This is a genomic window from Sporosarcina sp. FSL W8-0480, from assembly GCF_037963765.1.
In the GTDB taxonomy this organism is placed as follows: domain Bacteria; phylum Bacillota; class Bacilli; order Bacillales_A; family Planococcaceae; genus Sporosarcina.
In genome coordinates this window covers 299,373-322,500 of the sequence record NZ_CP150166.1, presented here as the reverse complement: position 1 = coordinate 322,500, position 23,128 = coordinate 299,373, and the positions used below count along the sequence as shown (strand labels likewise).

Here is a 23,128-nt window from a genome sequence, read left to right as displayed (position 1 = left end):
TGGAAAGGGCTTTGCATGAAGTAGTTACCTATTATGATACGGTTGAACAGTGGAGTGGCTGGCTTTATATTTGGCCGTTGGTGAAATGGGGATTAGGGACTCTATTTCTAATACTGTTTTTCCTATTGTTTTACAAATTGGTACCAACAGGTAGAATGAAAGTAAAAGAAGTTTTGCCTGGAGCACTTTTTACTGCAATCGGTTGGCAGTTATTTTCCCTGTTCTTTGGAAGCTACGTGGCGACTGTTGATTATACTAAACTGTATGGTCAGTTATCGGGGATCATATTGCTTGTTCTTTGGTTTTACTTTACTGCTGTCATCCTTATGATTTCGGGACTTTTAAATGCAGAATTAAGGGCTTCGGCTAAAAGGAAGGTAAGATGATGAAAATACTTGTAGTAGATGATGATGCAAATATTTTGGAGCTTGTCACTATTCATCTATCCCAGGAGGGGTATGAAGTGATGAAGGCTGCCAACGGTTTGGAAGCGCTTGAGCAGATTGATGAACAGTTTCCTGACTTGGCAGTTGTTGATGTAATGATGCCTAAGATGGATGGGTATGAGTTGACGAGAAGATTGCGTGAGATTGGGGATATCCCAGTACTATTACTGACCGCAAAAGGTGAGTTGGAGGACAAGGAAAAAGGCTTTTTGGCAGGATCAGATGATTATGTCGTTAAACCGTTTGAACCGAAAGAGCTGCTGTTTCGGATTAATGCGATTCTAAGGAGATATGACAAAGCTGTCGATGTGATGATTCAAGTCGGCCCTTTGAAGATAAATCGGCAAAGCTATGAAGTATCCATCGGGAAAAAAGTTCTGTTGCTACCTTTGAAGGAATTTGAGCTCCTGTCTGTTCTTGCATCAAAACCGAATCAGGTCTTTGAACGAAATTTCCTCATTGAACGAGTTTGGGGGTTTGACTACCAAGGGGATGAGCAGACGTTGAATGTCCATATTAAACGTCTGAGAGATAAGCTTGAGGGCATTAAGATTGCCACGGTCCGAGGAGTCGGTTATAAGCTTGAGGTCTTGGAATCATGAGGTCCCTATACGGAAAGTTTCTTTCCTTTACAACAGGAATCATGCTTACAAGTGCGGTTATTGCCTTTCTTGTAGTGAATACATATTATCATCATCAATTGAAAGAACAAAACGATACGAAGAATATGAATATTGCTCTTGCAATGGTGGAATATATAGAATCCGACGACTACGCCAATTTAGACAAGTATTTTAAGACACAGGCGGTAGCGGGTTATAAAATTTTTGTTGTCGATGAAGATAGGAATTCAACAATGTATGGTGCACCATTTCGAGTTGAAAACCTTAGGGCTACGTCTGTCGACAGGGTGTTAGGTGGACAACCCTATCATGGTATGCGTGATTTGAAGACGGAGACATTCATGACTGGTTTCTTTTCGGATGAATTGGCGAACACAGTAGGCGTTCCATTTACATACGATGATAAAACTTATGCGCTCTTTATGAGACCAGATCTTAAACTGCTTTTCACAGAAGTTCACATCCTATTAGGTGGCATGGTTATTGTAATGGCAGTTGTTAGTCTTCTATCAATGTTGATCGTCGCGAAGAAACTGATAGAACCAATTACAAAGCTGACAATTGCCGCGAAAAAAGTCGGTGAAGAGAAATTTACAGGTACTCTTGATATAAAACGTAAAGATGAGATTGGTCAGCTTGCCACAAGCTTTCAACGCATGACGGAGCGACTCAGCGAAAATGACCGTATACGCAAGGAGTTCATTAGCGATGTGTCACATGATTTCCAATCACCTTTGCTAAATATTAAAGGGTATGCAGACTTGTTGGTGGATAGTGATACTCCTGAGACAGATCGAAACAACTATGCTAAAGTCATTCAGTCGGAGACGGAACGCCTTTCTTCATTAACAAAACAATTATTGTTGTTGACATCACTGGACCAATTGGAGTCTCCTTTGGACTCGAAACGATTTAGCTTGGATGGTCAATTAATGGAGATAATTCGTAGACATAGGTGGTTGTTGGAGGAAAAGCAAATCTCTTTGTCAATGGAAATGGATGAAGTAGAGTTTTCAGGTGATCCAGCATTTCTTGAAAAGGTTTGGGAGAATCTGCTTTCCAATGCCTTGAAATATACTCCAACAGGCGGAGAGATTGAGATAAATCTTATAGATGATGAAAAAGATGTGTTATTCAAAATCCGGGACACGGGCGTTGGAATACCCGAAGAACATTTGAAGCGCTTGTTTGACCGGTTTTACAGAGTCGACCATTCACGGACACAAGAAATAGAAGGGACAGGGCTTGGCCTTTCTATCGTTCATCAAGTTGTAAAGCTTCACAAAGGTACTGTAAAGGTCGAAAGTCAAGAAGGGATAGGCACTGTATTCAAAGTGGTGCTTCCAAAATTGTAATGTCTCGTTCATGTTCTGTTCATGTTGGCTCTTTAAGATAAGGGTAAACATACAGACAGGAGGAATAGACATGCAGGAAAAATGGAGTATTCGTTTAATCCGCATTTCAGCGATTTTTGGGGTGATTGGTGCATTTTTAGGATCCCATATGGCGGGGGCAGGCTCGTATGCATTCCGTCCAATACATGCACATATTCTTGTAGTAGGATGGCTATCGGTATTTGCATGGGGAGTGTTCTATAAAGTTTATAAAGTACGTGCAAAAAAAATGGTTGCAGCGCATGGGTGGTCAGCAATCATCGGTTCAATCGGTTTAACTGCAGGCATGTGGTTACAATTTATGAATCCGTTCAATGTGAATGAAACTTTCTCGCTTATATTCTATATAGTAGGTGGAAGTGTCCTACTTGTCAGTTTTGTATTATTTGTTTTGATTACATTTCTTATTGAGAAAGAAGGAAGACGCTGATGACTGAAGGGAGGTTAAAAGGAAGGCGGCTTTGGTGGTTCTCCATCGGTATATGGCTACTGCTTACTGTACTGCTTTCCGGTGTTGCACCGGGTAGTAAAGAAAATGTAATTGCCAATAAAGACTTTGGCTTACCATCTGATTCACCATCCATTATAGCTTCCAAACAGCTTGAAAAGTATTTTCCGAATGAGGGCGGCATCCCGCTTTTCGCCGTATTCCATAAGAATGGCACACTTTCCGATGAAGAACTTGTGGGGTTTGCCGAAGCAATTGAATCCGTGAAAGAGGATACTGTATTTGATGAAGCCGAAGTTATTCCCTTATCAAAATTACAGCCCGATCTTCGTGCTTCATTTTTGTCGGAAAACGGGGAAACATTCTTTATCCCTTTAAGCTTGCCGGAAGATCTTGAAGGAAAAGATTTGCATAACCTAGTAAAGTCCATTAAGGAGTTTGTAGGGCCTCAAATCAATGAAACAATCGAACTATCTTGGACCGGTCCTGCAGGGATTGCTTCAGATGCAGTTGAGCTGTTCAGCCAAGCAGATATCGTATTGTTATTATCAACGGTTGGACTAATTTTAGTATTGCTTTTAGTCATTTACCGTTCTCCTTTACTAACACTCATCCCACTTATAGGAGCGGGCATTGTATATGCAGTTGTCGATCGAGTCGTTGGCTTCGCCACAGCACAAGGTTGGTTTGGCGTCGATAGCCAGGCGTTGTCGATAATGACAATCTTGTTATTTGCAGTCGTTACGGATTATTCGCTTCTAATCTTTTCACGCTACCGTGAGGAATTGAAGACTCACGAGGATGCTAATGCCGCTATGCGTGAAACGATGAAACACGTGAAGGAACCTATTTTCTTTAGTGGGAGTACAATTGTATTAGGTGTTGCAACCTTGTTTTTTGCTTTGTATGAACCGTACCGTAATTTTGCACCAGTATTTGCAATTGCGGCAGGTGGGATGCTGATTGCAGGTCTGACATTATTGCCGGCATTGTTTGCGGTTATCGGAAGAAAGGCATTTTGGCCGATCATCCCGAAATACGGTGATGTGACAGTTGAAAAGAAGTCAATCTGGGGCAAAGTGGCGAGTGTCGTTACGAAAAAGCCTTTGCAATTCATGATTCCAATTCTTTTGCTTCTTTTATTAGGTGCATGGAATATGACAAATATGAAAGAATCTTATGATCTTATCGCTTCTTTCCCGGAAGATCTTTCGTCCCGTGTAGGATATGAGAGGTTAGGGGCTGATTTTTCGGAAGGAAGTTTGGCACCAGGTACATTGCTTTTAGTCTCTAAGCAAGAATTAGGCATGGAAGAGTTGAAAACAGTAATTGATAAGATAAAAGAGAATCCAGCTATTGCTGATGTAACGACACAAGGCAATCCAGTAAATGAAGATGGTATGGCTGCGAAGTTTTCGATTATATTTAAAGGTAATCCATATGGAACGGAAGCATTCGATGGTTTACTCAAGCTTCGTGAAGACAGCAAGAGCATCCTTGAGGAAGCGAATTTATCGGATACTGAAATGTATATTTCGGGTGAAACAGCAATTAATGCTGATGTCAGGGATGTCAGTGATAGGGATACTTGGATTGTCATAATATTAATGACAGCTTTAATCACAATTATGTTGGGCTTCCAAACAAGATCGATTATCGCACCAATTTACATGATTGGCAGCATATTACTCTCATTTGTAGCTACACTTGGCCTGTCATATTTCTTATTCGAAGTTTTCCTGAATCTTGAAGGGCTAAGCTACAGGATTCCGCTTTACGCATTTGTCTTCCTTGTTGCACTTGGCGTCGATTATTCCATCATGCTCATTGCGCGAATCCGGGAAGAGTTGAAAGTGATGCCTTTTGACGACGCTGTTCGAAAGGGATTGGAGCGTACTGGAGGGGTCATCAGTTCTGCGGGTGTAATCTTGGCTGCAACATTCCTTGTGCTTGCGACTATGCCGATTTACGAATTAAAGCTATTCGGTTTCATCATGGCACTTGGAATCCTCATTGACACCTTTGTCGTGCGGCCATTGCTCATTCCAACAATCTTAGTGCTGTTAGGAAAGAAATGGAGCTTTTGGCCGAAAAAGATATAAAATGATTAATAGCCGATACCTATGGATGAAGTATCCAATAGGCATCGGCTTTTATTAATTAACTAATTCCCGCTAAAACACCAAACTTAACCTTCCGTTTTCTAACGAAAGGCTTGCATCAAATTTTTTGCCATTATTTGCAGTGAATCCTTTAATCGTATTCGTTTTCCCTTTAGTACATAGGAGTTTCACTTGTGTAGGTGTCAACTTCTTCTTCAAGAAGATGCCCGGGAAAGTCTGTTTACAACCATTCTTATAATTACTGCATCCGAAAAAACCTTTGCGGGCTACAATCGTTCCGGTTTTACAAGTAGGACATGGAGCCACTTCAACTGCTTGGTAGGAACCTCGAGATTTCGATTGACGTGGGGGAACCTTTGTCGCATCGATCGGTCTTGCCTCCAACTGTTTCGGCACATCATCCAATAACTTCGTGATGAACTTTGAAATATTATCAAGGAAATGAGTTCCGCTTCCTTCGCCGTTGCCGATTTTGCGCAAATAGGTTTCCCACTTCGCAGTCATTGATGGACTGGCAAGTAGATTCCCTTCAATTGCCTGGCAAAGTACACGGCCTTTCTCCGTAATCGACACAATATTTTTCGAGACGCTTATATACCCATGTTTTTTTATCGTTTCGATAATCCCACTTCTTGTTGCTTCCGTTCCGAGGCCCTCAATCTCTTTTAAAATATCCGTTTCTTCTTTATCCTCGACCAATTTCCCGCATGTTTTCATCATCGCAATTAGCTGACCTTCTGTATAAGGCTTAGGCGGCATCGTCTTTCCTTCCTTTATGCCGATATTGGATGACACTACCTCTTGCATGTGAAGTGGCGGTAAGGCGGGCTCGTCCTTGTCATCCTTTGACTGTTGGAATAAAGCCTTCCATCCTAAATCCCTCTCCGTTTTACCCGTCGTGAAAAACGGAAGGCCATTCACATCCGTCGTAACTTTCGTCTCAGTATACAAATAATCAGTATGGAACATGGCGAGTGTCGTACGGACGACTTCTTCGTACAGATTCCGCTCAAGCGGTGACATCCTGCCGAGTACCGCTTGTGTTGGCACTTTCTTCGTTGGAATGATGGCATAGTGTTCTTGCACCTTCGAACTGTCGACATACCGTTTCTTTGGGGCAAGCGAAGCGACAGGGAATGGATGCCCGATAAGCTGTTGATAATCCCCGACTTGGTTCTTCAAATATGCAAACTCATTCGGTGTAATATGACGCGCATCCGTTCGTGGATAGGTGACAAGCTTCTTCTCATATAAGCCTTGCATTGTCTTCAATACATTCGCCGGGCTCATCTTCCATCTCCGGTTCGCAGTCGCCTGTAAAGTCGATAGGGAATGGAGCTGTGGTGGCGGCGTCCGCTTATCAGTATGGGTAACCGATGTAATCACACCGGGGGAATTTGGCTGTATTCCATGTTTCGCAAGGAGTTCCTGAATGATTTCCCGTTTAGGCTCTTTCGCTTTCGCCTTCCCTTTATACGTGCCGTGTTCTGCTTTAAAAGTCGCTTCCACTTCGAAGAACGGTTCAGACACGAACGTCTCAATCTCTCGTTGCCGTTGATAGATCAAGTAAACTGTTGGAGATTGCACACGTCCGATTGGAAACACTTCCTGGACCCCTTTCGCTTTCAATAAAAGCGTATAAAGTCGGGAAGCATTCATCCCAACAAGCCAATCACTGATCTGACGGGCTTTCGCCTCTTCATACAGCTGCAAGTCTTTACGGTTATCCCGTAAATTCGAAAACCCTTTCCGCACTTCATCCACTTCAAGTGAATTGATCCAAAGCCGTTTGATCGTCTGGTTGCGGGCGCCCGTTTGGTAATAAATGCTATAAAAGATATTCGACCCTTCACGGTCTACGTCACAAGCATTAATGACCGTATCTGTCCCACGGATCAGCTTCTTCACAATCTGGAACTGTTTGAATTTCCCTTTTGCAACTTGGAATTCGTACCGTTCAGGCAAGATTGGAAGACTCCCAAGCGTCCAACGTTTCCAAGCAGGATTATAAGCATCCGGCTCTTTCAACTCAACCAAGTGACCGACGCCCCAAGTAATATATGCACCTGCCGGGAAGATCGGGCATGGGTTGATCTCAAGGTAGCCCTCATGCTTTCGCACGGAAAAAGCATCTGCATAGGCTTTTGCTTGGGATGGTTTTTCGGCAAGAATTAATACGTATCCCAATTTTAGGTCAATCTCCTTTTCTACACGTTTTCATTGGTATAAGTCTTGTTCGACTTTTTCATAAAGTCGAACAAGACTTATGGTTTTTAATAATCATAATCATCTTCCTCCAAAACATCACTTTTGGGTTGGAACTTAACGACATTATTTGTCTGATCGTCTATAGTAAAATTACCTATCTCTAAACGTTTGCTGAACTCGTCAATGTATGCAGCAGGATTTCCGAAAGTTTCAGACAATGCATAATTCACTATATCTGATTTCGTACTACCCCTTTTCATTACTTTATTTAATTCTTTTTCAGATCCTATAATATTGTAGAATAGCCCGTCCAATAAAGACTGTTGATTGCTGTTTTTTTGTTCTAATATTTGAATTCGTTCATCCTTTTTTACAATCTGTTCTGATAGGCTTCGGGAATTACTTTGAAGCTTATTAATTTTATTGACAAGCCTATCTAACAAATCATTATAAGGAAGGAGATATTTAATTAACGATTCTTTATCTCCATAATTCTTTTCTATCACATCAAGGATGTCAAAAACGTCTAAGTCCTCTGTTTCGGATAAGGGTATGGTTCTTTTTTTTACTAAATTGTATTCGTCTACTAAATGTTTTCCTTTTGTTTTCCACCACGTATATCCAGGATAAAAATCAACTTGGCCATTATCATACTGCGATTTAACGAAATCATAGATGTCTTTATATGTGATTTTAGATTTGATATTATGGTTTTCATCATATTCAACAATCAGTTTCCTCAATGAAGTCTCTTTTTCTATATCATCCAAAATGCCTTTAGTACCGATTTTATTCATTATCTGAAACCCCTAACATAGACCGTAATTTTGCAATCCGTTTAATATCTAATTGAATTTCCTTTGACGTTGAAGATAAGTCTCGTTTTGTATTATTATTGACGTTTTCTGTGTTATCGAATTGCAGATCAAATAGCGACTGTATAAACTTGATTTTCCCTCTTGTTTCTTCATAAAGTAAATTCAAGTCAAAAGCAATTTGATTTCTTTTTTCTTCTAGTTCTTGATTGGAAATAGACCAATGTTTACAAAAATAACAACCTCTATGTTTCCAATTGAAACTAGGACAGGGCATAGTTTTGTCCATACAAGAGCCTAAATCTAATTTTAAATATTCCTTTTCCTCCACATTCTTGTTTATGTAATTTTTTTTGCTTTGATTCTCAAAAATATCTTGGGATTTTGGATGTAAAAGTGAAATTTCATTGTCATTAAAAGTTGAATTTATTGGTCTATACTGATTGAATTCCTTCTCCATTTTCTGTATTTCAATGTCCATCCAGTTTTCCATATGATTGAAATAGCTATATTGTATATCCTCTGTAATATGTCCTGCCAATCGCTGAATCTCAACCTTGTCATATCCCTGCATCATCATATTAATAATTGCGATGTGTCTTAAATCGCCAAGGTTAATCATTGTATCTATACTACCGATTGCTGAATCAGATATAAATGCCTCTTTTGATCTTGTTGAGTAATTTCTCCGGTAATGCTTATTTATAGAAATAATATTGATTTTATATTTCTCGTGTACTATTTCTTTGAAAAAACTTGCTATTGTATTATTGAAATTATGATAGTTAAACAAAGAATTATCATCATATGTTTTTTTATCATCGCTGAAATAATGACGATAAACCTTATGTGAAATTAAATAATTCGATAGTCCATACTGTTCCGAGCGTATTAAATAGTTTTGAAAAAGGTCGTACAATTCTTGAGGGATAGGTAACGTGTCGTATTCAATGTCTGTTCGATGTGTACTAATTCGATCGTACTTCATTCTTGGAAAGGTGATGAAATAATTTCCATCCTTTAATGAAAAACAATTTCTTTTAATGTGACAAAACTCAATTACCCTCATAGGGATAATAGTTGTTAGATTCCACCATAAAACAAGAGGAAAATATTTAAGTAATTTTTCACTATCGTTTTTTACCGCTTCTTCGTACCAACTGTCTAGACATTGTTTTATGGTTAAAATATCTTTGAAAGACGGCAACTTTCTGTAGTTTTTTTCCAATTTGATTTTCGCTTTATGTTCGTTTAAATCATTTATGAAATATACAAATTCATCTCGATTATAAAATTCTAAAAAATTGACAAGATCCGATATAAATCTATACATAACATTGTTAGACACTTTTTTGACGTTATATTGATTTTTTGAACCTCTACGGATAAGATTGCTTTCCTGAATCATTTCCAATAATTCACTATGTTCCCTAAGACCCTTTGTAGATAGAAAAGCAGTAACAAGGTTTAAAAGCCTAGCCTTTGTAACCGTTATAGAGCTTTCATTAAGTTTTTTGGCCATCCAACATTTCACTGCGATAAATAATTCCTCTTTATTTTCAGTTGTACCAAATTTTAAAGAGTGGGAAATCATCGTGTAATCAAAAACCACGTTACTTCGCGTGAACTCTTCATTAAAAATCCATTTACTATCTTCAAAATTTACACTAACTTTTTTAACTCTATAATCATGAAAGCTTTCTAAAGACTTCTTTGCCTCTTCTACATTCTTGCTAATATCAAACCCAGCACCTCTTATATCCCCTGGATTAATACTGCTGAAATCAAGCATTAATGATCCTACATTCCTTTTGCTTGCCACACACGTCACCCCCCTAGTATTCCTGAAGTTCTAAAACTCTTTAGTCCTTTTGTTGATAAATCTAGACCTAAGTTCTTTATTCGCTCGGTATTTCCTTCTACAAATCCATCTACAACCTCTCTGCCAAATCTACTTCTTGCTTGATCAACAACGTTATGCAGTAGAAAAAACTGGTTTGCAAGCTTCTGTTTTTCTCCGATGGTTGCACTATCAAACTCTTTTGCTATTTTTTCCATCATAAAGATATAATTGTCCATTATATTTTCTAGCGCATACACATTAATCATTGATGCTGCACAAGTATCACACGATGGTCTTTCACCGTATTCATTCTCATATTTACATTCAGCATAGATACATTGATGGTATCTCTGTTTTGAAGGAAGCGATCCTGTTAGGGATTGGTAAAAAAGGGCACGAAGTCCTTCCATATCAAACTCTGCGAGGTATTTTAATACATGCTCCCTTTCTGTTGTGATTCTGTTAATTAATCCTGCGGTCGCTTCAATTTTAAAAACATCACCGAATTGCTTATTTACCTCTAACATTCTTTCCGTTTCGATACTTTTGTTTGTTTCAGTGCCAAAAAGTATATTCGTTAAGGTTTGTGTTACAAATCCAAATTGATTTCTTTCAAACAATTCATCCACAAGATTCTTCACTTGTTCGTTAGATAGCTTAATATAATGGTTAATGGTTGTTTGATCTTGCAAGTGGCTTCTTGATACTTGTGATTCTTTTAACCCTTTCCCCATATGTCTAAGCACTGACCAGATTAGAGTGTTAAGAGTTCTATTCATCTTTCTGTTTTCAAATTTAAATCCATTAGTAAACTCTGAAAAGAAATCTTTATGTGGATTATATTTTTTCACTAAATGACCTGATAAATCTATTAAGGTAGAACTACTATCCAATGTTGCTCTTCTACGAAACTCACAAATACTTATCGCAGTTGCAAAAGCAACTTTGAGTGGCTCACCAATAGTAAATATTCCTTCAGCACTTACATCTGTTTTATTTATTTTTGTTACATACCTGCTAATTTGATAAATGATATTGTTTGCATCCTCCACCGAAGGATCATTTCTCTTTAACCACTCCAAGTTTTCAATTGAGGTAGTTGATAGATCAATTCTTGGAATTTGTGATAGTACGGTACTATGTCTCCAATTATTTGTTAATTGAACTAGAATATATAACCAGCAACTGTCGTATCGTTTATACTTTGTATAATTCATGCTTTGGATTAACTCAGTAACATCTTGTATTGCTTTCTCTTTATGAAATCCTACACGATTGGTATATTTGTATAGCTCATGATATTCCTCTAAAGAATAAATATCCGTGGCTACTTCCTTAATTCTTTTAAAGGTTCTTGGGTCATTTAATTCATCTACGCTATACGGTAAAGGTAATCCTTCCATAGTAAAAGTTTCAAGCATTTGTTTTAAGAAATAATAGAAATCCCCTTGATAACTTCTTCTAATATTAGGTGTATCGTTAAGAAATTTACTATTGATTTCTTTTCCAGAATAGGAGTATATTTCTTTATTAAAAGTAGTGAATATTATTTCCGTACATCTGGCAAATTGATTAGTTAGAAATGTAATTCTATTCTTATCAGACATCCTAGTCCTAAGAAGGTATTTTTCAACATACTGATACCATAATAATTTTGTGTTTTGCTGAGTTTTTGTAAATTTAATATTTAACACTTGCTCAACTTTGAAAAGAAAATCTTCAAAAGGATCTTCTATCGACATAGAATTCATATCCAAATAAAGCTTATAATCCGCCCATAGATTATCAATTTCGTTTTTTTCATAGAGTTTCATTTGAACACCAAAGTGTGAGATTAATAGCAGTGGGGGATCAACTTTTGTTACCTTTATTCGAACCTTATCTTCTCCGCCTTTTATATATTGCGCAAAAGCATTACTATATTTCGCTTGAATTTGCTTCGCTGTGTAATAATTGTTGCTATATTTTTCAATAAGCCTTGCTTGTTCAGAAAACAATTCGAATACGTGCTCTTTTTCAAAAAGCATTCTGTCTCCATATTTATCTGACACGAATAACAACTTTTCTTTAATTAACCTTTGAGTAGTCGCATAAGAACAATTTAATTTTTTCATAACCTCATCAAGTGACAAATAGTTGTGTTGATTTTTATATTTTTCGAAAGTATGAGTTCTCCACCCCCATTGTCCCTTGCCTGCCACTGTGTTTATTATCTCAGTTAGTTCTTGTGCTATTTCTATTGAAACAAAAACATCTAAATTTCCACCAAGTATAATTTCAGTTGGGTTTAGTTTTTTATAATATTTGTGAATTGTAGCGTCGCTAACAACTTTTTTTAGTTTTGCCTTGAGAGATGCCTTTGGTACATAATTTCTAAAAAAACGTTTTACATCTTCTTTCAAATATAAGTTTTTAATATTTTTATCATATTTTTCAACGTAATATTTTTCTCTGAATTCGACCTTTGAAATCTTACATTCAGCTGGTAATTTTGATATGGATTCTTCTAATTTGTAAATAAAATAGTAATTATTGGGCTTCTTATTAAACTTCTCTTCGGCTATCTCGTAGATTGTCATGTAATCGTTAAAGTTAATTTCTAAGTCCTGACCCAAATTCTTGAACCTCCTTCCACATTTTATTATTTATTGGCATATTTAAGTTTGCTATATTACTAGATTGATCTGGAGAGAGTAAGCCTAAAGCCTTTCGAATATTATAAGTGGCAGTTATAATATCAAAATATGACTCCATTGATTGAGTAGATCTATCACCTCGTAATACGGCCGTCTGTTTTTCATTAAATCCAGCATCTAAACACATGTTTGTAAATACTCCTCTCCCTATATGAGAGCGCCACTTTGTTTGAGAGAAGTCTAAATAATCCTGATATCTACCTTCTGTACCTAATAACATCCCTAAATAAGCATTCTTTAATTTTAAAAAGCGCTTATCATACGTGTCGGCAGACATTGAATTTCCTTCCGTATTATAAAACAATGCATTAGGCTGTTTAGGTCCTTTCACCTTTTTAAGTACCACTTCCATATGATTTTTATATAGATAATTTAAAATTGGATCAATAAGACATGATTGGTCTCTTGGATTTTTCACCTGCATTGTTGAAACATCCTCAAACCTATTAAATAAATCAAGTTGACGATCCCTGACAAGTATCACTAATCCTTCAACACCATAATCTTGCCCATTTTGCGACTTTAAAGCTGTTCTAGTCAGGTTTACGACTTCACCTTTACGTAACCCTCCAAAAATTTGTAAAGCCACTCCAAATGCTATATCAGGTACTTCATGCTTTGCTACGTAAAGTATCTCTCGAATATATTGCAAACGAATAAAGATTCTGTTCTCGTTAGATTCATGATTTTGAGGAACTAAATCTTTTCTTTTAATCTTCTCACGTAAAAGAGTTTCATCTGTCTTCTTGTAGGTAAAGTCTATTTTATAGACTTTTCTGATTTCTTTTCCTGTTCTTACTGAAACTAACTTGAATCTGGGCTTATGCTTTAATACTTTTTCATCCCATAAGTACTTATAAAACTTGGATAAAAAGTTCTCTTTCATTTCTAAAGTGCTATTCTTATTTGATTTTTCATCTACACAATATTGTAAATAAGCATTAGCATGACACTCTTGTAAGTCAACCAATCCTTTGATTGCAGTATAATTTAACGCTTCTTGATTCACTTTATCTAATACAAAGTTCAAGAAGGGAACAATAATTTGCGCCACAGTTAATTCAGTATTTACTGAACCCGAGTTTCTATGGTATTTCTTATACAAAAAATGGCTTATGGGATGAGGGAAAACTTCTTTTGTTTCTCTATCCTCTAGACCAATAATAAATGAAGGTGTACTTACAATTTCTCCACCTTGTTTTCTATTGTATTTTATCGCCTTCCAGACGAATCGATATTTTGCATTATACATTTTATCCCCTCCTCCAAACCTTTAAACCGAACGTTTATTCTTGTTTTTAGTTTGGACGATTTCTGTTTAAAAGTCAATCAAATTCGGGTTTAAAATAATATTTATTCAAAGAGAACTCACTTTTTAATTTAAACACAAAGAACCTGTTTTAAAAAAGTCTAATTTAAAACAGGTTCTCTCTTCACCAAATGCTATAGGATTTTTATAAAGCGATTAATCATTTCTTCCGCCTAAGATTAGATAATGATTAATTCTAACATCTAATTGAACTAATGCACCCTTTAGTTAAAGAGTAATCCTTCACAATCTCTCTTACTGCTATACAAGCGATTTTTACTTATGTGGAAACCGAATTATGTGGGAACGTGTCAACGAAGGCATCAACCACCTACGAACTTATCACTCCCAATGCTTCCTTTGCCATATGTTCATATTCCTCGATGCCTGACACTAATGCAAACTCAGCAATTGAAACTGGGTATGCTGCGTCAAGTTCAATAATATGCTCTTTCATCTTAGGCCAGTAATACCCACCAGCTTCTTTATAAGCAAGAATTAGGGCATCTAACCCTTCTTCACCAAAAGCTTTAAAGTTGAAAATAAAGTCATTCGAAATGTCTGTAACTTTAGCTTCAGTCCAGTCGATTAATCCGGTCACATTAGCATCTTTATCAATCATGGTATGTCCGGCATGTATATCTCCATGAATCAGACCAGTTTTCTTAGGCCACATATCGTCATCATTCACCCATGTTTGCCATCTGTTCCATAGATTCTCACCTACACCAAACTTTGCTCTTACCGCATCCATACGCTGCTTCATTGACATTCTTGCTTCTTCTGGTGTGTGTACTACTAAGTCAAGTTCCACGGCTTTATCACTCGGTATGCTATGAATCTCTGCTAACACTCTTCCAAGAGACTTGTGAAAAGATTCTGGAACATTGTTAATATCTATTTCCCAAACATAGTTCCCTATATTATGATCTATAGTTCCTGCTGGTACGCCATCTAGCTTCTTGTAAGCTATTAGCTCATCTGAGTAAATAATCCAATTTGGCGCCTGAAAAGATTTTCCATACTTATTAACCAAATCTAATGCTTGTTTTTCTACCTTTGTTCTAGGCATAACATCTTCCCGCCTAGGCAATCTAAGAACCCACTCCGTACCACTTTCATCTTGGGCAAATACAACTTGAAAATCCAGTCCGGATTCATTAAACTGTATTGTTTCTTCCTTTAAAATTAGATTATGTTTTTTAGCTATTTCCATAACTTGTTTCATTTCTTTACCCATTCAAATCACTCCTATCTAATTTTTAAAAATTTCGGTAATAAATTTGCTGCATGCTTTGATATAGAATTAATAATTTCATCCCAATCATTATAGTTAAGCTCATGTCCAGAACCATCTAAGGTAACTAATACAGCATTTGGTATAATCTTAGAGAGATGAACTCCATGCTCGTATGGAATAATAGGGTCTTCTATTCCGTGAATTACCAATGTAGGAGCGTTTATTTCAGCAGTTCTTGATAAATATGAACCCCATCCCCTTATAATTCCGTGATTATCCCTACTCTGTAAATTACTAGCCCTATCAAATTCTTCTTCATTCAGTCTTCTTATTTTTTCTTCATCAAATATATGTTTAGAGCCTATAAGAACTTTGCTTTTTTTAATAAAGCACTCTATCACTTCATCTTTGTTTTGCCAATTTTTGATTTTAAGCTCACCTAAAGCTTCTGTTACTTTACTATCCTTTTTAGGAAGGCTAGGGTCAAAATTTGATGTCATAACCAATGAAATAGTAAGCACCCTGCTTGGGTGTTTAAGAGCTACTATCTGCGTAATAATCCCTCCCATAGACATACCGACTATATGAGCCTTATCAACCTTATACGCATCTAGTACCTGAATTGCATCATCAGCCAAGTCCTCAAAAGTATACTCTGGATGGCCATACTCGTAAGTAATTGATTTACCTACATCCCTATTGTCATAGCGTATAACATGAAACCCTTGATCGCTTAATCTCTTACAAAACTCTTCCTCCCACCAAATCATTGATGTAGTAGCTCCCATAATTAACAAGATAGTTGGATTATTAATATCTCCAAAACTCTCAGTACAGATATGAACATCATTAAAACGAATTATTTTTTCTGTCATGAATTATCACCTTTTTTAGTACTTTCATCTGATTAATACTTACCTAGACCAAATAAGACCGAGTAATTCGATCAGCAACAGCTTCGAATAATAACTCCCTAATCATTTCATAATTGTATTCCAGTAAATCTCCCTTTTGTGAGCCTATTAATAAAGCTGCTCTTAAAACGCCAGCAATTACGCTTGGTTCTTCGTCGATAATCTCCTTAGAATCTTGACGTGACCTGATAAAGTCCATAAGAGGGGTGATACTTCTAAGATTCTCTGATCCAACATACTCTGGATTTAGCTTTCTTGATACAAGCTTGTACTCCTCGAGATCGTAAATCAGCCTTTGAGTTAAAATCTTATTTTCTAGCTCCAAAGCCATCTCATCTAAGTATATTTTTATAGCTGAACGTATATCCTCAGCAGCTAAAACCTTTGGCCAAACCTGATTTTCAATTTGCTCTCCCTCATGTGATAACAACTCCATATATAGCATTTCTTTTGATTGGAAAAATACATAAAAAGTACTCTTCGCAATGCCAACAGACGAAGTTATATCCTCAAGGGAAGTACTCTTAAAACCCTTTTCAACGAAAAAACGATATGCCACTTCAAATAATTCTTTTTTAATCCTTTCTTTTTCTAATTGTGTGAATTTAGCCATAGTCCTAAACCTCCTCTTATAAAAACATAAAAACAAGTTTTTCATTTGTTTTTATGTTAGCATAATGTGCATTAAGAAATCAAGGCATACTTAATTTGATTATTCTCATACAGTAAAGTAATGGAATAATATTTTCAGTAAGCTTCATCAACTAAACTGCCCCTATAGCGAAATGGTGCTCTCCTTTATTCAAGATAAGCACCTGTTACTTCAATAACCCCCCTTCGTTATTTATATTAACTCCAAAAAGTCAGTCGTGACCAATAAAAGATAATAATATAAATCATGGTTGTAAAAATAAAATCATATCCACAGTCCTCTCATGATGGTTATAACATATTTTAATAAGATAACGATTATTTTAGTAATTCTAATCTTCCAACCGAGAGTTCTACTATGCAATTTTTTATTTGTGACAGATTTGTCATGTTGCATTATATTACATCGATGGTTGGTAATCCTATTCAGAGGTATAGTATTGACATTGAAAGGGGACTAAGCAAATGAATACAATTATTCAAACGAAAAACTTATCTAAATCATACGGAAAGACTCAGGTCTTAAAAAATATAGATTTAGCTGTTGAAGAAGGTGAGTTTACCGCAATTATGGGTCCATCTGGATCAGGAAAAACAACATTAATGAATACATTATCCACGATTGACACATTTAATGGCGGGAACATTTGGATTGAAGGGACCTCGCTATTGGAAGTAAAAAAGAAATCATTACGTGAATTTCGTCAAAAGCGGATGGGGTTTATTTTTCAAGACTATAACCTACTAGATACGTTGACAGTAAAGGAAAATATTCTTTTGCCACTCTCATTACAAAAGACACATGTTGAGGAAATGGAGAAACGACTATCCAATATCATTCAACCGCTAAACATTGAATCGATCTTAAATCATTATCCATCTGAAATATCTGGCGGGCAGAAACAGCGTACTGCTTCGGCACGTGCTATTATTACTAACCCAGCGATTGTCTTTGCTGATGAACCTACAGGTGCACTTGACTCTCGCTCTGCAACACAGCTACTGGAACAAATTGAATCACTTAATCAAACATTTAAAACAACGATAATGATGATTACACATGACCCCTATGCTGCAAGTTACTGCCAACGTGTCATTTTTCTACGAGACGGTAAGATTGTAAATGAGCTGTTCAAAGGAGAACAAACCCAAAAGGAATTTTTTGATCGCATCCTCACCTTTCAGAGCACTCTAGGGGGAAATCGCAGATGAAATTATTGGATTTATCGTGGCGCAATGTCAGACGGAATTTTAGAATTTACTCCATCTATCTTATTTCGATGATTATTGGAGTAGTTATTCAATTTACTTTTTCATCTTTAATCTTTAATGAGGATGTTTTAGCTGCATTAGAAAATGAAGAAAATTTTCAGGTAGGGCTTATAGCAGCATCCATTGTGGTGTTTTTATTTATTATTTTTTTCATACTCTACGCTAATACATTTTTTATGAACCAACGTAAAAAGGAATTTGGAATGTATTTGCTTTATGGGATGAGTGAGCGTCAAATTGCTTTGATGGTCTTTGTCGAGACTTTTATTCTTAGTAGTATTTCGCTCGTCATCGGCATTTTAACAGGTGGTCTGCTTTCCAAATTTTCTGGGATGCTTTTAATGAATTTAATGCAGTACGACGAAGTGATTTCATTTACTTTCCCGCTCGAGGCTATCGGGGCGACTATTGTTTTATTCATTATACTAACTGGGATTATTAGTATACAAAGCTACTTCAGTGTACGTCGTATCCAACTGGTAGAATTATTTCATTCAGGAACAAACTTGGAAAAGCTTCAACCAGCTTCTAAGCTGCTTGCCTTATTATCTATTCTGCTATTAGGGATGGCTTTCTTTTTAATTAGTCGGGATGGTACTTCTATCGTCTGGGAAGATTATCGTCTGGCTAGCATAATTGTTATGGCGATAGGACTTGTCGGAGGTACTTATTTATTCTTTCGTCAATTTTCGGGGTGGTTATTAGAAATCGTTAGTCGAGGTAGAAAATATAATGAAGGAAACCGTGTTTTATGGACTTCTTCACTTCGATTTTCCATTCGCGGAAACGCCTTAAATCTTACTTCCATTTCATTATTTAGCGCAGCAATTATCATTTTAGTAGGTTTTGTAGCCATTAATTACGCTGTTCAACTCGATGGGAGTACTAAAAATTTCCCAAATGATATTGCTTTCGAATCTCAGGATGAACATATTCAGCATCAAATTGAAACATTGATTCATGAATCAAACCACCCAGTTATCACTCATGAAACGATTGAAGGGATCTTAGTAAATCCCGTTACAAACAGAGATGTTGCCTTTGAACAATCGGATTATCTCACAGAAGATATCCTTTTATTTTCAGAGACCCAATTTAACGATATAGTTGCCTTACGCGGTGATGACCAGGAAGTTAACCTGCATGGCCAAGAGGCTATTGTTCTTTCAAAAATAGATACACCCAAACAGTTCACACAGGATGATCAATCAGAATTCACAGTAAAAGTAGGAGATGAGTCTACTTTTCACCTTATAGAAAGAAAAGACTATGCACTACTTGGCCCTGCCAGTAATTTGAGTAACACCAATGTTTTTCTTCATCTTGCTATATTCATTATCTCGGATGAAGCGTATGCCACTATACAAAATAGTCAGAATACCCAAATGTATGAACTATACCAAATTGAAAATGCTAAAGATGCGTCAGCTTTATCAGCACAAATACAAGCGATTGTTTCGCAATCACCTGATATCTATTATTCAGCTTTTGCGGACGGCTATGCTATTCAAGCTGAATCTTCAGCATTATTACTGTTTACAGCAGCTTTTCTTGCCGTCATCGCTGTATTTGCTTTAGGAAGCATTATATATTTCAAACAATTACGTGAAGCAACAGACGAACAAAAACAATATGCTATCCTGCGTAAAATTGGTGTTAGTAACACTGAAATGAAAAAAGTCATCCGTAAGAAACTGCTTTTTGTCTTCTTGCCTCCACTTATACTGGGAATGCTGCATAGCTTGTTTATTATGAATTACTCTATATTCGAGGAAGTGAGAGACTTCCCACAGCTCACTTCTATCATGTGGGCAATACTAATTATTTATTTTGTTATCTATTTCTTGTTTTACGTGTCGTCAACCAATCTTTACTATAAGATTGTTAATCAACAAAAGTGATAAAAATAAAGCAATGACTGATTTTATTAGTCATTGCTTTTCCTTATTCATAAACAAAAAAGGATCATCATCTTTTGGAAAATGGATAATAAATTCTGTGTAGGAACTAACTTCAGATGTACAAGTAATATAGTGACCAAGTTTATTGGATAATTGTTGTGCTAAATATAGGCCCATCCCTGTTGATTTAGAGTATGTTCGCCCCGTTTCACCTGTAAATCCTCGGTTAAATATTCTTGGTAGCTCTTGTGGTGTAATTCCGATCCCATTATCTCGGATGATGAGTTGTTTTTCTTGTGGGGTTTCATTGGTACCAATCAAAATTTCTCCACTGTTGTCCGTATACTTCAAGCTATTGGTTAAAAGTTGATTTACTATAAATTTCAACCATTTAGAATCACTTTGTACGCTCATCGATTCAGAGGGCAAGAGGATTCGAACTTTTTTAGAAATAAAAGTTTTGGAATGGTCTCTCACCGTATCTTTCACAATGCCAATCATATCGCAACTCCCTATACTATAATCTTGATTAAAACTATCTAATTTAGCATAATAAAGAGCTTGATCAACATAATTTTCAATTTTCTCGATTTCTTCCCTTAAACTATTCGCATCTATATCCGTTTGTTGGATTAAATGGAGGACAGCAATTGGCGTTTTGATTTCATGAAACCAAGAAACAATAAAATCATAATGTTCTTTTTGTTTCTCTTGAACAGCATTCATTTCTCGTATATGCTCTTTTCTCATCTCATCCATTAATTGTTGCATCTGCTCAGCTTCTAGAGATAATCTGTCAAATGCCTCATGATCAATATTGTGGATTGCTCGTACATTTTGTTGATAGCGAAATACTAAAAATCCAATCAATACAATCGTGCATAAAGCAAAGGCATATAAAAAGGTTCCCCAAGTGAAATTTATATTAACATCAAGGAAAAACACAGTAGCCATGAGCATGAAACCTATTAAATAGACGCATATATAAGACTTTTCATACCGTAAAAACCGAAAAAAAGTCATTCGATAATATACCCCATTCCTTTACGGGTAACTATAAAATCATTCAACCCAAGACTAGCAACCTTTCGACGTAAACGATTCACATTTACTGTCAGTGTGTTATCATCAACAAATTGCTCTTCATTCCACAATGCCTGCATTAAGTCATCTCGTGATACGATTTTCCCAATCTTGCGCATCATTAATTGTAAAATAATAAATTCATTGCGAGATAGCTCTGCGCTCTGTCCCTTATATTCAGCCACCGAATTGCTTATATTTAATTTCAAACCCCGATGGATAAGTTGTACAGATTCTTCATCTCGATAGGAATAATTTCTACGTAAAAGTGCTTTTACTTTGGCAACAAGTATATCTAAATCAAACGGTTTTTGCACAAAGTCATCCCCGCCCATATTAATAGCCATAATAATATCCATGTTTTCGTTTCTAGAAGAAAGAAATATAATAGGGACTTTGGAAACTGAACGAATCTGCTGACACCAATAAAAACCATCCAATGTCGGTAAATTGATATCCAATAATACTAAGTGTGGCTGGACCTGTTCAAACTCCGTTAACACTTGGTCAAAATTTGTAACCTCAATCACATCATACTTCCATTTGTGAAGCACATCGGAAACGATTCTTCTAATTTTTTCATCATCTTCTACCATCATAATTTTATACATGAAATCACCCATCAGTGCTTTAAATTATAGCATGCCACTTTATAACTGTATCCATTTATATTCTTTAGAATTTATGTACCTTTTCAAAAGTATATCATAATTAAAATAGCGTTACATAAAAGTCGTTTTTATTTAAAGTTTACCATATGTAAATTCCATAGTATTCATCAAGGTAAAGAATATGAAACACTAAAAGAACTTGCTTAACAAAATCCCTGCCTTACGACTAACCCCTTTACTACTATGCTCTTATATTCTAATTGGAATCCAAGTATATCTATATAAAACCATTTCGACTTCTCAATGTACTTAACTGAAAACTCTGGAATTAAAGAGTTGAATTTTATTCTCTCACTCACCTTCCTTTTTGTATTAAGCACCCGATAGCACAATAAGTTTTTTTCTATTCATTCATATAATGTAACAGTTTTTCGAAAAAATCATTGCTAACGGTTAACTGATACTGTTTTTCAACAAGATTTCGAAATTCCATAACGAGAAGCAAAGAGTTCTTATAGGCTTCATATAGTTCTAATTCATTTAATCGGGCAGTAGTCTTTTTAAACTTTTCATAGTTTTCAGGACTAATTTCTTTTTCAAGATTCTTTGTCATATTAAACCAATTATCGGCATTTTCTTCCGCAATTCGAATGAGTTGCAGTATATTTTTTTGTAATTGAGATAAAATTTCCAGTGAACGTGCATATTCCCCTCTTTTAAGAACATTAATCCCCATTAACCATAGGTTGGAAAAATTATTCAATAAAAAATTTACGTTTTCTTCTGTAAGTCTATTTGGTCCCGAACCTTCCAACCCTGATAAATACAATTCTAATTGTCCTGTTTCATCATAAATAAACATTGCTTTTGTGTCAGGAATGTAGCCTGATTCTTTGAATGAAGGAATAATATTCATTTCGCTTTCGGAAAGGAAATGAAATTCACCACGTATTAGATTTTCAAAAATTACTACTTCCGTACCGTACTCATTTTGATAGAGTAAATGGTAGGAAGCGACTTCATTTAGCCATTTTGCTGAATCAAAGGTGGAAATTGTATCATCTTTCAGAAAAACATAATATTCTATATCAGAGTATTGATCTCCCTCTCCTTTTGTAAAAGACCCATACATCATACAAGCAGATATTCGTTCATCTGACTGGACAAGTTCCTTAACCCTTGCCATTAGTTCTTTTTGTTTTAACAATTCGATTCCTTCTTTCTTTATTTTGATTCTGGGAGAATAATAAAAAATCCTCCCATATAATGTTGGAAGGATTAGTCATGTCACTCTTTACGATACTCAAATAAAACTAAGTAGCCTTTTTAGCTATTCAGTCTTACATTTATTTAGTATATGAAAAAATGGGCAAACTAATCCTAAGTTTTTAAACTGAAATATACTATTTCAATTGTTAAAAATTAGATTAGTTCTTCATTGTCCACCCATCTCTCCTTTCGATTAATAGTATATTAACACTTCATAGTTCAAAGTACAAGTTGTTGTGAAGAAATACACTTAAACTATCCTGCCCGTTTAGCTTAAGTACA

At 36.1% G+C, this 23,128-nt stretch carries 18 protein-coding genes (1 of these 18 running past the window's edge); 7 read left to right on the top strand and 11 right to left on the bottom strand.

Translation table 11 applies throughout. The features are described from left to right. The 5 genes from NSQ43_RS01620 to NSQ43_RS01600 form a co-directional block, all read left to right on the top strand. Positions 1–386, top strand: the 3' portion of a protein-coding gene (locus NSQ43_RS01620) for a YihY/virulence factor BrkB family protein (protein ID WP_339252486.1). 430 nt of this gene lie to the left of the window's left edge; 386 of the gene's 816 nt are visible here — the last part of the coding sequence; the start codon falls outside the window, past its left edge; its stop codon occupies positions 384–386. Next, entirely contained in the window at positions 386–1,048 is a 663-nt protein-coding gene (locus NSQ43_RS01615; RefSeq protein WP_339252484.1) for a response regulator transcription factor, read from the top strand. Before NSQ43_RS01620 ends, NSQ43_RS01615 begins: the two co-directional genes overlap by 1 nt. Then, positions 1,045–2,424, top strand: a complete 1,380-nt coding sequence (locus NSQ43_RS01610) for a HAMP domain-containing sensor histidine kinase (RefSeq protein ID WP_339252482.1) — start codon at positions 1,045–1,047, stop codon at positions 2,422–2,424. The genes NSQ43_RS01615 and NSQ43_RS01610 overlap by 4 nt, the downstream gene beginning before the upstream one ends. 70 nt (positions 2,425–2,494) lie before the next feature. Continuing rightward, positions 2,495–2,893 (top strand): hypothetical protein, encoded by a 399-nt coding sequence (locus NSQ43_RS01605; RefSeq protein ID WP_339252480.1) that lies wholly within the window; start codon positions 2,495–2,497, stop codon positions 2,891–2,893. After that, positions 2,893–5,013 (top strand): MMPL family transporter, encoded by a 2,121-nt coding sequence (locus tag NSQ43_RS01600; protein ID WP_339252478.1) that lies wholly within the window; start codon positions 2,893–2,895, stop codon positions 5,011–5,013. The genes NSQ43_RS01605 and NSQ43_RS01600 overlap by 1 nt, the downstream gene beginning before the upstream one ends. Before the next feature lie 72 nt (positions 5,014–5,085). On the opposite strand, the gene NSQ43_RS01595 is transcribed toward NSQ43_RS01600, so the two are convergent. The 8 genes from NSQ43_RS01595 to NSQ43_RS01560 form a co-directional block, all read right to left on the bottom strand. Continuing rightward, on the bottom strand, positions 5,086–7,221 hold the full coding sequence (locus tag NSQ43_RS01595; protein WP_339252476.1) for a DNA topoisomerase 3: 2,136 nt from the start codon (positions 7,219–7,221) through the stop codon (positions 5,086–5,088). 86 nt (positions 7,222–7,307) lie between these two features. Further along, positions 7,308–8,039: a hypothetical protein gene (locus NSQ43_RS01590; protein ID WP_025785303.1), complete on the bottom strand. Its 732-nt coding sequence runs from the start codon at positions 8,037–8,039 to the stop codon at positions 7,308–7,310. Then, positions 8,032–9,879 (bottom strand): site-specific integrase, encoded by a 1,848-nt coding sequence (locus NSQ43_RS01585; RefSeq protein ID WP_025785302.1) that lies wholly within the window; start codon positions 9,877–9,879, stop codon positions 8,032–8,034. The genes NSQ43_RS01590 and NSQ43_RS01585 overlap by 8 nt, the downstream gene beginning before the upstream one ends. A 5-nt stretch (positions 9,880–9,884) precedes the next feature. Then, a complete protein-coding gene (locus NSQ43_RS01580) occupies positions 9,885–12,515 on the bottom strand; it encodes a helix-turn-helix domain-containing protein (RefSeq protein WP_025785301.1) in 2,631 nt (876 codons plus the stop codon). Continuing rightward, the gene (locus tag NSQ43_RS01575; protein ID WP_025785300.1) at positions 12,493–13,848 is read right to left on the bottom strand and encodes a hypothetical protein; all 1,356 of its coding nucleotides are present in this window, start codon (positions 13,846–13,848) and stop codon (positions 12,493–12,495) included. The genes NSQ43_RS01580 and NSQ43_RS01575 overlap by 23 nt, the downstream gene beginning before the upstream one ends. A 388-nt stretch (positions 13,849–14,236) precedes the next feature. Continuing rightward, a complete protein-coding gene (locus NSQ43_RS01570; protein WP_025785299.1) occupies positions 14,237–15,145 on the bottom strand; it encodes an Mph(B) family macrolide 2'-phosphotransferase in 909 nt (302 codons plus the stop codon). A gap of 11 nt (positions 15,146–15,156) precedes the next feature. Next, positions 15,157–16,020, bottom strand: coding sequence for an alpha/beta hydrolase (locus NSQ43_RS01565; RefSeq protein ID WP_025785298.1), 864 nt, complete (start codon positions 16,018–16,020; stop codon positions 15,157–15,159). 43 nt (positions 16,021–16,063) lie between these two features. After that, positions 16,064–16,672 (bottom strand): TetR/AcrR family transcriptional regulator, encoded by a 609-nt coding sequence (locus NSQ43_RS01560; RefSeq protein WP_025785297.1) that lies wholly within the window; start codon positions 16,670–16,672, stop codon positions 16,064–16,066. Between the two features lie 503 nt (positions 16,673–17,175). On the opposite strand from NSQ43_RS01560, the gene NSQ43_RS01555 reads away from it, so the two are divergent. Both NSQ43_RS01555 and NSQ43_RS01550 read left to right on the top strand, forming a co-directional pair. Further along, complete coding sequence (locus NSQ43_RS01555; protein ID WP_104844536.1) at positions 17,176–17,922, top strand: ABC transporter ATP-binding protein; 747 nt, start codon at positions 17,176–17,178, stop codon at positions 17,920–17,922. After that, positions 17,919–19,883 (top strand): ABC transporter permease, encoded by a 1,965-nt coding sequence (locus NSQ43_RS01550; protein ID WP_104844535.1) that lies wholly within the window; start codon positions 17,919–17,921, stop codon positions 19,881–19,883. Before NSQ43_RS01555 ends, NSQ43_RS01550 begins: the two co-directional genes overlap by 4 nt. Before the next feature lie 30 nt (positions 19,884–19,913). On the opposite strand, the gene NSQ43_RS01545 is transcribed toward NSQ43_RS01550, so the two are convergent. The 3 genes from NSQ43_RS01545 to lnu(G) form a co-directional block, all read right to left on the bottom strand. After that, positions 19,914–20,837 (bottom strand): sensor histidine kinase, encoded by a 924-nt coding sequence (locus tag NSQ43_RS01545; protein WP_219842500.1) that lies wholly within the window; start codon positions 20,835–20,837, stop codon positions 19,914–19,916. A gap of 65 nt (positions 20,838–20,902) precedes the next feature. Beyond that, a complete protein-coding gene (locus tag NSQ43_RS01540) occupies positions 20,903–21,577 on the bottom strand; it encodes a response regulator transcription factor (RefSeq protein WP_101152101.1) in 675 nt (224 codons plus the stop codon). 403 nt (positions 21,578–21,980) lie between these two features. Beyond that, complete coding sequence (lnu(G), locus tag NSQ43_RS01535) at positions 21,981–22,784, bottom strand: lincosamide nucleotidyltransferase Lnu(G) (protein ID WP_025785293.1); 804 nt, start codon at positions 22,782–22,784, stop codon at positions 21,981–21,983. Positions 22,785–23,128 lie beyond the last annotated feature (344 nt).